At 73.7% G+C, this 12113-nt stretch carries 9 protein-coding genes; all 9 read left to right on the plus strand.

The annotated features are described in order from the left end of the window. The first annotated feature begins 4 nt into the window (after positions 1 to 4). The 9 genes from WMF26_RS20570 to WMF26_RS20610 are packed head-to-tail and all read left to right on the plus strand — an operon-like array spanning position 5 to position 12021. On the plus strand, positions 5 to 295 hold the full coding sequence (locus WMF26_RS20570; RefSeq protein ID WP_438001716.1) for a LysM domain-containing protein: 291 nt from the start codon (positions 5 to 7) through the stop codon (positions 293 to 295). A gap of 2 nt (positions 296 to 297) precedes the next feature. Next, on the plus strand, positions 298 to 1416 hold the full coding sequence (locus WMF26_RS20575; protein WP_438001717.1) for a hypothetical protein: 1119 nt from the start codon (positions 298 to 300) through the stop codon (positions 1414 to 1416). Further along, positions 1413 to 1982 carry a phage baseplate assembly protein V gene (locus tag WMF26_RS20580; RefSeq protein WP_061622523.1) on the plus strand — a complete coding sequence of 190 codons (570 nt, stop codon included), beginning with the start codon at positions 1413 to 1415 and terminating at the stop codon, positions 1980 to 1982. Before WMF26_RS20575 ends, WMF26_RS20580 begins: the two co-directional genes overlap by 4 nt. Before the next feature lies 1 nt (position 1983). After that, positions 1984 to 2325, plus strand: coding sequence for a hypothetical protein (locus WMF26_RS20585; RefSeq protein ID WP_437947866.1), 342 nt, complete (start codon positions 1984 to 1986; stop codon positions 2323 to 2325). Beyond that, the gene (locus tag WMF26_RS20590; RefSeq protein WP_437338767.1) at positions 2326 to 2688 is read left to right on the plus strand and encodes a GPW/gp25 family protein; all 363 of its coding nucleotides are present in this window, start codon (positions 2326 to 2328) and stop codon (positions 2686 to 2688) included. Then, positions 2685 to 5333: a putative baseplate assembly protein gene (locus WMF26_RS20595; RefSeq protein ID WP_438001718.1), complete on the plus strand. Its 2649-nt coding sequence runs from the start codon at positions 2685 to 2687 to the stop codon at positions 5331 to 5333. Before WMF26_RS20590 ends, WMF26_RS20595 begins: the two co-directional genes overlap by 4 nt. Beyond that, positions 5330 to 8347: a baseplate J/gp47 family protein gene (locus WMF26_RS20600; protein ID WP_438001719.1), complete on the plus strand. Its 3018-nt coding sequence runs from the start codon at positions 5330 to 5332 to the stop codon at positions 8345 to 8347. The genes WMF26_RS20595 and WMF26_RS20600 overlap by 4 nt, the downstream gene beginning before the upstream one ends. Beyond that, a complete protein-coding gene (locus WMF26_RS20605; protein ID WP_438001720.1) occupies positions 8344 to 10500 on the plus strand; it encodes a hypothetical protein in 2157 nt (718 codons plus the stop codon). The genes WMF26_RS20600 and WMF26_RS20605 overlap by 4 nt, the downstream gene beginning before the upstream one ends. Positions 10501 to 10521: 21 nt before the next feature. Next, positions 10522 to 12021, plus strand: a complete 1500-nt coding sequence (locus tag WMF26_RS20610; protein WP_438001721.1) for a DUF6519 domain-containing protein — start codon at positions 10522 to 10524, stop codon at positions 12019 to 12021. Positions 12022 to 12113: the final 92 nt, after the last annotated feature.

A 12113-nucleotide genomic window follows, 5' to 3' on the forward strand; every position in this document is an offset into this window, starting at 1 on the left:
GACGATGCTCCAGCGAACGAGCCGGTACTACAACCTGGAACGCGCCGAGTGGACGGCGCCCGACGGGCGCACGGTGCTCTACGTGCGAAGGCGGTTCATCCCGCGCGCCCCGCCGGTCGCGCTGGCCGAGCACGTGGTGGCGGCGGGCGACCGGCTCGACAACGTCACCGCGCGCCACCTGGGCGATCCGGAGCAGTTCTGGCGCGTGTGCGACGCCAACGGCGCCGTGCGGCCCGACGAGCTCACCGAGCGCGTCGGCCGGGCGATCGTGATCCCGCTGCCCCAGGGTCCGTGACGATGTTGCTCGACGTCCTCGGGATCCAGGTCCTCCTCCAGGTCGGGCCCACGCTCCCGCTGCCGGCGCCGTTCCCGGTGGCGGAGGCGCTGCGCTCCATCGAGGTGAGGATGAGCAACGACGGCCGCGACGGCTTCCAGCTCACCTTCGCGGTGGGCCACGACACCCCGGTCGACGCGTCGCTCGTCGCCAGCGGCATCCTCGAGCCGCCGAGCCGCATCGTCGTGTCGCTCCTGATGGGCGCGATGCCCGAGGTGCTGATCGACGGGATCATCACCGACGTGCAGTTCAGCGCGTCGCCGGAGCCCGGGCAGTCGACCCTCCACGTCACCGGCGAGGACCTGACCCTGATGATGGACCTCGAGGAGAAGAACCGCACCTTCGAGCTCCGCCCCGACGCCGCGATCGTCACCGAGATCCTCGCGCCGTACATGGCGCGCTTCCAGATCGTGCCGGCGATCACGCCCACCGCCGACGTCCCCCTGTCGACACAGCGCATGCCGTCGCAGCACGGCACCGATCTCGCGCACGTCCGCCACCTGGCCTCGCGCAACGGCTTCGTGTTCTACGTCGAGCCGATGCTGCCGGGCGTGTCGCGCGCCTACTGGGGCCCCGACGCGCCGACGAGCGTCCAGCCGGCGATCAACGTCGGCATGGACAGCCACCGATCGTCGGAAGGCGCGCTCCAGGGGCGCTTCGACGCGCTGAGCGCGTCGACCCCCGTGGTGACCGTCACGGAGCCCAACACGGGCGTCGAGATCCCGATCCCGGTCCCGCAGCTCCTCGCCGTCCCACCGGTGGTGCGCCCCGCAGCGCCGATGCGGAGGACGCTCGCGCGCAACACCGCCGGCCTGAGCCCGGTCCAGGCCGCGCTCGAGGGCTTCGCGTCGGCGGCGCGCGGGAGCGATCCGGTCCGGGTGTCGGGCGAGGTCGACGGCGTGCGTTACCGCTCGGTGCTGCGCACGCGCAGGCTCGTCGGCGTCCGCGGGATGGGCCTCACGTGGGACGGCCTCTACGCCGTCGAGCAGGTGACGCACCGGCTCCAGCGCGGCGAGTACAAGCAGCAGTTCACCCTCAAGCGGAGCGGGTTCATCTCGCCCATCCCGGTGGTCATGCCATGACGGAGTCGCGACGACAGTTCTGGGGCAAGTACCGCGCGCGGGTCCACAGCAACAAGGACGATTACAAGCTCGGGCGGCTCCAGCTCATCATCCCCGACGTGCTCGGGACGAACGTCTCGGGCTGGGCGCTCCCGTCGTTCCCGTACGCGTCCCCGAGCCTGACGCCCGGCGGGGGCGTCGGGCTCTTCTTGATTCCTCCGAAGGACGCCTGGGTGTGGGCCGAGTTCGAGCACGGCGACCCCGAGCGGCCGATCTGGACGGGGTGCTTCTTCCCGGCGGACGAGACCGCGCTGGCGGCCATCACGGCGTCGCTCGCGCCGCTCAACGGCATCGATCCCGCCAAGAAGGTGCTCAAGGTCGGATCGTGGGTGATCACGGTCGAGGACGACTCGCTCAAGATCGAGCACGTCTCGGCCCTCGTGCCGCGCGCCCGCGTGAAGATCGACGGGACGAGCCTCAAGCTCACGAACGAGCCCACGCCCGGCGCCAAGCCGCTGGTATGCGCGACGATCGAGCTGTCGGGCAACACGACCGCCATCAACGGCAACGCGCTGGAGGTGACGTGACATGGGCAATCCCCTCCTGCACGTCAGCGCCCAGGTGACATGCCCTCACCTCGCGAAGGCGAGCGACGCGTCGACCAACACGCGCGTGAAGGTGAGCGGCATGGCCGTCGCAACGGCGGTCGATGGGTGGCAGATCGCGGGCTGTCCGTTCCAGGTGCCCGCGGGGGCGACGACCAAGCCCCAGCCGTGCGTGACGATCCAGTGGAGCAGGCCCGCGACCCGGGTGAAGGTGAACGGCTCGTTCGCGCTGCTGCAATCGAGCCAGGGCCTCTGCAAGAGCGCCGAGCAGATCGCGCAGGGCCTCTGCACGGCGGTGACGCAGACGCGCGCGAGGGGGAAGTAGATGAACATCGATCACCCGTTCCGGTTCGATCCGCGCGGCGCCGCGGCGACCACCGACGACGACGACCACGTGCGCGACATGCTCGAGCAGCTCCTGCTCACGAGCCCCGGCGAGCGCGTGAACCGCCCCGATTTCGGCTGCGGGCTGTTGCGCCAGGTGTTCGAGCCGAACAGCCTCGAGCTCGCGGCGGGCGTGCAGTTCACCGTGCAGGCGTCGATCCTCCGCTGGCTCGGCGACATCATCGAGCCGCAGGCCGTCGAGGTCACCGCCGACGACGGCGCGCTGCGGGTCACCGTGAGCTACGCGCGCCGCAGGACCGGCGAGCGCAGGGCCGAGACCTTCACCTGGAGCGTCGGGCCATGAGCGACGCGCTCCGCTGCCGATCGAGCGACCGCCGGGCGCGCGTCCGGAAGGCGCCGCGCCTCACGGGCATCGACTACGTGGACTACGCGCGCGCGCCCGCGCCGACGCTGACCGTACACCTGCTCGGCCCGCTGCCGCAGGGGATCACCGCGCGGTCGTTCGTCGTCGAGGGCGGGCGGCGCGTGACGGGCATCCGGGTGGTCAGCCTCGCGCGCGTCCGGGGCGACGAGGCCGACCCCGCGGTGGCGCTGCAGCTCGACGCCGAGGGCGACCCGTCGACGTACACGGTGCGCCTCGTGCGCGACGCCGACCGGGACCGCTCGCTCCCGGACGGCGTCGATCCGAGGTACGACCGGGCGAGCTTCAGCTTCAAGCTCGACTGCCCGGCGGACATCGACTGCGAGGGCGCGCGGGCGCCGCGCGCGGACGCCGGCGGGGGCGGGCCCGTGCTCGACTACCTCGCGAAGGACTACGCGAGCTTCCGACGGCTCCTCTTCGACCGCCTCTCGCTCACGCTGCCCGCCTGGCGCGAGACGCACGCGCCCGACGTGGGCGTGGCGCTCGTCGAGCTCATGGCGTACGCGGCCGATCACCTGAGCTACCAGCAGGACGCGGTCGCCACGGAGGCGTACCTCGAGACGGCCAGGAAGCGCATCTCCGTGCGCCGCCACGCGCGGCTGGTCGACTACCGCATGCACGAGGGGGCGAACGCCCGCGCGTGGGTGACCGTGTGCGTCGACCAAGACGTGACCTGGAAGGCCGAGGACGTCGCGTTCTACACGAAGGTGACCGGGTTCTCCTCGGCGGTCACCGAGGAGAAGATCGCCGCGTCGGGCGAGCGCCACGAGGTCTTCCTGCCGGTGACCGACCGGGCGGAGATCACGCTGCGCGCGGCGCTCGGGCGCATCTCGTTCTACACGTGGGGCGGGGAGGAGTGCTGCCTGCCCCGCGGCGCGACGCGGGCCACGCTCGCGCTCCCCCGGAGCGAGCAGCCGCTCCTCGCGCCCGGGGACGTGCTGATCCTCGAGGAGGTGGTCGGACCGGCGACGGGGCTCCCCGAGCACGCCGATCCGGCGCACCGCCACCCGGTGCGGCTCGCGCGCGTGACGGAGGTGCGCGACCCGCTGGCGGAGCGCGGCGCGCGGCCCGGGGAGGGCCCGCAGCAGGAGGTCGCGCTCTACGACGTCGAGTGGATGGCGGAGGACGCGCTGCCGTTCCCGCTGCGCCTGTCGTCGCTCGACGCCGCGCGCGGGTGCGCGCCGATCCGCGACGTGAGCGTCGCGCGGGGCAACGTGATCCTCGTCGACCACGGCCGCTTTCGCGAGGAGGACCTCGGCTGCGTCGAGGGCGACGAGGCGCCGCCGGTGTGCGACGGTCCGGGGAGGACCGCGCTGACGAGCCCGCGGGCGCGGCCGTACCGGCCGACGTTGCGGGAGCGCCCCGTGACGTTCCGCGCGCCGCTCCTGGCGTGGGAGGCGCTCGACGCGCAGGGGAACGTCGTCCGCGTCCCGCCGCCCGCGAGCGCGGCGCTCCGCCACGATCCGCGCGAGGCGCTGCCCGTGGTCTCGCTGCGGTCCACCCCCTGCGGCGACGAGCGCCGCTGCGCGCGCTGCACCGCCTGCGGCGCCGAGCAGCCGCGCGGGAGCGTCGACCGGCGGCGCCCCCGCGACGCGCAGCCGCCGCCCGCGTGCGTCGCGTGCTCCGCGGCGCTGGAGACGATCGACTGGACCGCCCGCTTCGACCTGCTCGACAGCAGCGGCGACGACGCGCACATCGCGGTCGAGATCGACGACGAGGGCTACGCCCACGTGCGGTTCGGCGACGGCGTGAACGGCCGCGCGCCGGAGCCGGGGATGGGCTTCGTCGCGCGCTACCGCGTCGGGTGCGGCCCGTCGGGCAACGTGGCGGCCGAGGCGATCGCGCACGTGTCGCTGCGCGGGGGGCTGAGCGGCGTGTCCGTGCGCGTGCGCAACCCGCTGCCCGCGGCGGGGGGCGCCGCGCCCGAGCCCGTCGATGACGTGCGGCTCCTGGCGCCCGAGGGGCTGCGCGCGCGGCGCGAGCGCGCGGTGACGGCCGACGACTACGCGGAGATCGCCGCGCGGGATCACGCGGCGCTGCAGCGCGCCGCGGGCGCCCTCCGGTGGACGGGGAGCTGGTACGAGGCGCTGGTCGCCATCGATCCGCTGGGCTCCGAGGAGACGCCCCCGGCGCTGCGCGGCGCGGTGGAGCGCCGCCTCGAGCGCTACCGGCGCATCGGCCACGACCTCCGCGTCGCGGGGGCGCGGTACGTCCCGCTGGACGTGGCGCTCACGGTGTGCGTGGAGCCCGGCTACCTGCGCGCGCACGTCCGCAAGGCGGTGGCGGGCGCGCTGGTGGGGACGGCGACGTCGCGCGGGTTCTTCGATCCGGACCGGCTCACGTTCGGGCAGGCGGTGTCGCTCAGCGCGCTCGTCGCCGCGGTGCACGCGGTGCCCGGCGTGCTCGACGTCCAGGTCACGCGCCTCGCGCGCATGTTCGAGGGCGACCGCGGCGAGCTCGACGCCGGCGAGCTGGCGGTCGGCCCGCTGGAGATCGTCCGGCTCGACAACGACCCGGCGCGACCGGAGGACGGCGTGCTCGACATCACGATGCGAGGGGGGCGATGAGCGACGACCGCGGTTGCTGCGAGGGGGGCCCGTCCAGCGGGCCGGAGGCGATCGAGAACCCGCCCGGACAGCCGACGCTGTCGTACCGCGTCGGCACGCACGGGACGTTCCTGAGCGCGATGCTGGCGCGGCTCTCGGCCCTCCGGGCGGCGGCCGACGTCGCGCCCGGCGGCCAGGGCGCCGCGGGCGACGGGTGCCTGGGCGAGTCGCACGTGACGTTCCTGCCGGGCGGCGAGCCCGAGGCGGCGACCGCGCTGCTCGACGGCTGGGCCTGCGTCGCCGACGTGCTGACGTTCTACCAGGAGCGCATCGCGAACGAGGGATACCTGCGCACCGCGACGGAGCGGCGGTCGGTGGTGGAGCTCGGCCGGCTGACGGGCTACGAGCCGCGGCCGGGCGTGGCGGCCAGCGTGCGCCTCGCGTTCACGGTGCAGGAGAGCTTCGACGGCGAGGTGCCCGCGCGGACGAAGGTGCAGTCGGTGCCGCGGCCCGGGCAGACCGCGCAGACGTTCGAGACGACCGAGCCGCTCATCGCCCGCGCGCAGTGGAACGCGCTCCCGGCGAGGGCGCAGGCGCGGGGGCTGTTCATCCGGCGCGAGACGTACAAGGCGCAGCCTACCGGCAGGATCGAGATCTTCCTGAAGGGGATCGATCAGAACGTGCACGCCGGCGACGTCGTGGTCCTGCAGGAGTCCTCCTCCGAATCCGAGCTCCTCTCGATCTATCGTGTCGCGGCGAGCCGTCCGGACGTCGCGCGCGACCAGACCACGCTGCGGATGGTGCTGTTCGACGGGCTCAATTACCCCGAGAGCTGGAGTGACGCGCCGGCCCCCTTCAACCTCGGTGCGGTCACCACGGCCATGAAGCCGGCGCGGGCGACGGTGGCGGCGCCGCCGACGCGCAGCCTGGAGGAGCGCTTCATCGGGGGCGACTCCGCCCACCTCTTCAGCGAGCCGGACCGGGACGGCGAGCCGGACGGGGACGGCGAGCCGGACCGGGAGGGCGAGCCGGAGCAGCGGTGGCGCCGGGCGGTGGCGTACCTCCGGAGCCGCCCGGGTCTGCTCAGCCTGCTGGCGTATGACAGCCCAGCGCTCCGCGACAGCCTGGCGGCGGCGTTGCGCGGCGCCCCGGCGCCCGAGCAGCCCGGCGCCTACGTGCTCCGCGCGACCGCGCAGGTCTTCGGCCACAACGCCCCGCTGCGGATGACCGTGACGACGAACGAGGACAGCGGTGTCCCCGTGACGACGACGTACGACGAGTGGGAGGCCGCGGCCGACGAGGACGTCGACGGCGACGTGATGTTCCTCGACGGCGATTTCCCCACGATCCGGGCGGGAGACCACGTCGTGGTGCGCTCGATCTTCGGCCCGACCGACGCCGACGTCCGCACGAAGCTGATCCGGGTCGACGGCGTGTCCGTGCGGTCGCGCTACGCGTACGGGCTGTCTGGCAAGACGACCCGCCTGGAGCTCGGGGCCCCGTGGTGGGCGCCTGTCGAGGGAGAGAGAAGGAACAAGATCGCCGCCATCCGGAGCGCGCTCGTGTACGTGCAGAGCGAGCCGATCGCCCTCGTGGGCGAGCCGATCCAGGCCGACGTATCCGGCAGCTTCATCGACGTCGAGGGGATCATCGACGGGCTCGAGGCGGGGCGCTGGCTGATCGTCGAGGGGGAGCGCGCCGTGCAGGGGGCCTCGGGCGTCGCCTCGGCGGAGCTCGCGCGCGTCGCGTACGCGGAGACGAGGACGACCGAGGACGCGACAGGGGACGACGGCGCCCCCGTCCCGACAGCGCCGTTCACGCGCATCCACCTCGTCGAGCCCCTCTCGTCCGCGTACGCGCGCGCGTCGGTGGTGATCCGGGGCAACGTCGCCCGCGCCACGCACGGCGAGACGCGCGACGAGGTGCTCGGCAGCGGCGACGCCTCCGCGCCGAGCCAGCGCTTCGAGCTGCGGCAGCCGCCGCGCACGTGGGTGTCGGCGCCAACGCCGTCGGGCGTGGCCAGCACGCTGGAGGTGCGCGCGAGCGGCGTGCTCTGGCCGGAGGCGCGGTCGCCCACGGGGCTCGGGCCGCGCGACGAGGTGGTGGTGACGCGCACGACCGGCGAGGGTCGCGACGAGGTGATGGGCGGCGACGGTCACCGGGGGGCCCGCTTCCCGACGGGGGTCGAGAACCTCACCGCGCGGTACCGCGCGGGGCTCGGGGCGGCCGGCAACGTCGGCGCGGGGCTCATCACGACGCTCGTGACCCGGCCGATGGGCGTGCAAGACGTGAAGAACCCCCTGCGCGCCTCGGGGGGCGCCGACCCCGACGGCCGCGACGAGATCCGCGAGCGCATCCCCATCGCCGCGCGCGCGATCGATCGCCTCGTCTCGGTGCAGGATCACGCGGATTTCGCGCTCAACTCCGCCGGCGTCGACAAGGCGAGCGCCTGGCTCGGCGCCGATCCGCACGGCGGCGCGACGGTCACCGTCGTCATCGCGGGCGACGAGGACGTCCCCATCGACGAGACGTCGGATCTGTTCGTGAACCTGCGCGAGGCGTTCCGCCGGTACGGCGATCCGTCGACGCGCCTCCACCTGAAGGTCGCGCAGGGCGTACCGCTCGCGCTGCAGGCCAGGGTGGGGCTCGATCCGCGGTACACGTGGTCGCGCGTGGAGCCCGCGCTGCGCGAGGCCCTGTACGCGCGCCAGGGCTGGGCCGCCCGGTCGATCGGGGAGCCCGCGTGGCGCTCGCGGGTCATGGACGTGATGCAGTCGGTGGCCGGGGTGCGCTCGGTCGACATCGACGTGTTCGGGCCGATGTACAGCGAGGAGATCGCGCCGCCGGCGCCGTCCGCCGGCGGCGCGGCGCGCGCGATCGATCCGAACCTCGTCAGGCGCTTCTGGGGGCTCGTCACCCGCCTCAAGGAGGCGCGCGGCGGGCCGGTGTGGAGCTTCGCCGCGGCTCGCGACCAGGTCCTCTACTTCGCGCGCTCGCTCCCCGACGCGGTGAGCCTCCAGGAGGTGACGCCATGACCGCCCCCGTGAACGACCGGCTCTACGCGCTGCTGCCCTACGTCTACCGCTTCCGCGACGCGCAGCGGGGCCACCCCCTGCGCACGCTGCTGCGGGTGATCGAGGAGCAGGCCTCCGTGATCGAGCGGGATCTCGATCGGCTCTACGACAACTGGTTCATCGAGACCTGCGACGACTGGGTGGTGCCGTACCTCGGCGATCTCGTGGGCTTCCGGGCCGTGGCGAGCGCGGGCGAGCCGGGCGAGGTCCAGGGCGCCGAGGGCATGCTCCTCCGCCGCACGCTCGCCCCGCGCAGCGACATCGCCCGCACCCTCGCTCAGCGCCGCCGCAAGGGCACGCTGCCGCTGCTCGAGGAGCTCGCGCGCATGGTCGCGGGGTGGCCGGCGCACGCGGTGGAGCTCTACCGGCAGCTCTCGTACACGCAGCCGATCCGCCACCAGCGCCTGGAGCGCGGGCGCACGATCGATCTCCGCGACGGCGCCGGGCTCGAGGCCCTGGGCGGCGCGTTCGGGGCGGCGGCGCACACGGCGGACATCCGCCGCCCGACGTCGGCGCGCGGCCGCGGGCGGCACAACATCCCGAGCGTGGGCGTGTTCGTGTGGCGCCTGCGGGCGTGGCCGGTGACGCGCTGCCAGGCGTACCTGCACGAGAACATCGGGCGGGGCGGCCTCGGGTGCTTCTCGTTCAACGTGCTCGGCGACGACACGCCGCTCTTCGTCCGCCCCGAGGCCGAGCCCGACGCGCACACGCTCTCCGAGCCGTGGCACGTCCCGGCGCCGCTCACGCGCGGCATGCTGGAGCGGGACAAGGAGCGGTACTACGGCGAGGACCAGAGCCTGTGCATCTGGCTCGATCGCGACGGCCAGGGCCTCGCCCCGGTGCCCGCGGCGCGGATCGTCGTCGCGGACCTGACCGACTGGCGGTACCGCGTCCCCGCCGACGCGGTGCTGGTCGACCCGGAGCTCGGCCGCTTCAAGGTGGCAGGCGAGGTGCGCAAGGCGCGCGTGAGCTTTCATTACGGCTTCAGCGCGGCGATCGGCGGCGGGGAGTACGACCGCGACCTGATCGGCCCGGCGGAGGCGCACCGGTGCTACGTCGTGGGGGAAGGCCCGGGGCAGTGCGCGACGCTCCGCGACGCGCTCTCGAGGTGGCGCGCGGACACGGCGAAGCGGCGCGACGATCCGGCGATCCCGCCGCGGTCGATCATCGAGGTGGCGACGCGCGGGGCGCAGACCGGGCGCGTGACGATCGAGCTGCCCGCGGGCGAGACGCTGGTCCTGCGCGCGGCGGACCGGTCCCGGCCCGTGATCCGCCTGCTCGACGAGGAGGCGGACCGCGCCGACTCGATGCACGTGCGGGGCGAGCGCGGCAGCCGCTTCGTGCTCGACGGGCTCCTCGTGGCCGGCCGCGGCGTCGACGTGCGCGGCCCGCTCGAGCAGGTGGTGATCCGGCACACCACGCTCCTGCCGGCGGGGCGCTCGGAGGAGCCGCGGGAGGCGGGGCCGGGGGCGAGCCTCGTGCTCGACGGCGTGGCGGGGGACGTGCGGATCGAGCGGTCGATCCTCGGGCCGGTGATCGTCTCGAGCCACGGCGAGGCCGCGTCCGTGGAGCCGGCGCGCGTGGAGATCGTGGGGAGCGTCGTCGACGCTGGGCACGACGACGACGAGGCGGTGAGCGACGGCGAGGGGAGGATCGCGCGCGCGGCGCTCACGGTGCGGACGACGACGGTGCTCGGCCGGGTGATGGCGCACGCCATCGCGCTGGCGGAGAACTCGATCTTCTCGGGCGAGGTGCAGGTCGCGCGGCGGCAGCCGGGCTGCATGCGCTTCTGCTACGTGCCCGAGGGGTCGCGCACGCCGCGGCGCTACCACTGCCAGCCCGATCTGGCGCTGGAGGCGGTCAAGGGCGAGGCGGAGCGGCGGCTCGCGGCGCAGCGCGTGAGGCCGGTGTGGACGAGCCGGAGCTACGGCGATCCGGCGTACGTGCAGCTCTGGCGGGACGTCGCGCGGGAGATCGCGCGCGGCGCCGACGACGAGGGCGAGATGGGCGCGCTCCACGATCTTTACCTCCCCCAGCGGGAGGACGCGCTCGCGGCGCGGCTCTCGGAGTACGTGCCCGCGGGTACCGAGGCCGGGATCTTCTTTGTGACGTGATCAGCCAACGGGGTGAGCGAGATGGAAGGCGACTTTACGCGAAGCAGTGACGATCCCGATCGGAGCTACAGCGGCGTCCTGATGCAGCAGGGCCGCGTCCAGCTCGACGCGGACTGGAACGAGCAGTGGGCGATCCACACGCGCGCGCTGCGGCTCGCGCTGAAGGACATCATCGGACAGCACGGGGGCCCCGCGGGCGACCTGGGCTTCCAGATCGCGGCGGAGCTGCCGGACGGCGTGGAAGCGAGCCGCGTGAACCCGAACACGGACAAGGCAGATATCGACTTCTTCGTCAGCCAGGGCACCTATTATGTGGACGGGATACGGATCGCGTTGCCGGAGTGGCGGCGGGTGGAGACCGGCATCAGCCCGGGGCAGAACGGCGCCAGCTTCCTCGCCTATCTCGAGGTCTGGGAGCGCCACGTGAACGCCGTCGAGGATCCGGCGATCCGGGAGATCGCGCTGCTCGGGCCTGACACGGCGACGCGCGCGGAGGTCGTGTGGCGGGTCAACCTGCTCCGGCTGGAGCGCGATGACGGCACGAGTGACGACGTGAACCGCTCGGAGCGAGCCGAGGAGCTCCTGCGCGATCACCTCCGGTCGCGGCGCAGCCTGCGGCTCGCGGCCCGGGCCTTTGCGGAGGACGCCTCGAGCGACCCGTGCAAGCTGGCGCCCGGGGCCCGCTATCGCGGTCACGAGAACCAGCTCTATCGCCTGGAGATCCACCGCGGGGTGTCGCAGGCCGCCTTCGCCGGCGAAGAGCCCTTGGACGATCAGACCCTCTTTACGTTCAAGTGGTCGCGCGACAATGGCTCGGTGGTGTTTCCCATCGAGTCGTACAGCGGGCCCGATCGCGTCGAGGAGGGAAAGGAGATCTCGGTCACGGTGAAGGTGGCTCACCTGGGGCGGGACGCGCGCTTCGGGCTCACGCCGGGCGACATCGTGGAGTTCGTGCACGACGGCGTGACGCGGGGCGGCGTCGCGGTCCACGAGCAGGGGCAGGACGACCTGCGCCAGGCGGGCGCGCTCGGTCGCGTGACGGCGATCGATCCCGAGACGCGGGACGTGACCGTGACCGTGATCGGCTCGAAGATCGCCAAGATCTGCGTCCGTTCCCTGCACCCGTATCTCCGCCGCTGGGATCACGGCGCGAGCGGCGCGCAGGCGCACGAGGCGGGCGCGCTCCCCGTGACGCTGTCACAGCTCGGGACGTGGATTCCGCTGGAGGACGGCGTGCAGGTGCGCTTCGAGAGGCCCGAGAACGACAAGGGCCTGCGCGTCCTCCGCGCGGGGGACTTCTGGCTGATCCCGGCGCGCACGGCGACGGGCGACGTGCTCTGGCCGACGGAGGCTTCCCCGAGCGGCCAGGGCGCGCGGGAGGCGAGCTTCCGTCCGCCTCATGGCGTCGTCCTGCACCACGCGCCGCTGGCCTTCGTGACGCTGGGAGCCGGGCAGCGGATATCCAATGTGGTGGACGTGCGAAAGCGCTTTGCTGCGCTGGCGCAGGTGCCGCCCACCTGACGGCGCGCCGGCGGGCGCGGACGTGACGGTACTTCCCTGAACCGCCGGCTCCACGATTCTCGTCATCGGGCGCCTCCTCGCGGGCGACGGGC

The organism is Sorangium sp. So ce185, assembly GCF_051526825.1.
Lineage (GTDB): Bacteria > Myxococcota_A > Polyangia > Polyangiales > Polyangiaceae > Sorangium > Sorangium cellulosum_D.

Coding starts and splice junctions, on each gene's coding strand:
- WMF26_RS20595 (WP_438001718.1), top strand. CDS start 2,685: ATGAGCGACGCGCTCCGCTGCCGATCGAGCGACCGCCGGGCGCGCGTC.
- WMF26_RS20580 (WP_061622523.1), top strand. CDS start 1,413: ATGACGGAGTCGCGACGACAGTTCTGGGGCAAGTACCGCGCGCGGGTC.
- WMF26_RS20570 (WP_438001716.1), top strand. CDS start 5: ATGCTCCAGCGAACGAGCCGGTACTACAACCTGGAACGCGCCGAGTGG.
- WMF26_RS20610 (WP_438001721.1), top strand. CDS start 10,522: ATGGAAGGCGACTTTACGCGAAGCAGTGACGATCCCGATCGGAGCTAC.
- WMF26_RS20605 (WP_438001720.1), top strand. CDS start 8,344: ATGACCGCCCCCGTGAACGACCGGCTCTACGCGCTGCTGCCCTACGTC.
- WMF26_RS20575 (WP_438001717.1), top strand. CDS start 298: ATGTTGCTCGACGTCCTCGGGATCCAGGTCCTCCTCCAGGTCGGGCCC.
- WMF26_RS20600 (WP_438001719.1), top strand. CDS start 5,330: ATGAGCGACGACCGCGGTTGCTGCGAGGGGGGCCCGTCCAGCGGGCCG.
- WMF26_RS20590 (WP_437338767.1), top strand. CDS start 2,326: ATGAACATCGATCACCCGTTCCGGTTCGATCCGCGCGGCGCCGCGGCG.
- WMF26_RS20585 (WP_437947866.1), top strand. CDS start 1,984: ATGGGCAATCCCCTCCTGCACGTCAGCGCCCAGGTGACATGCCCTCAC.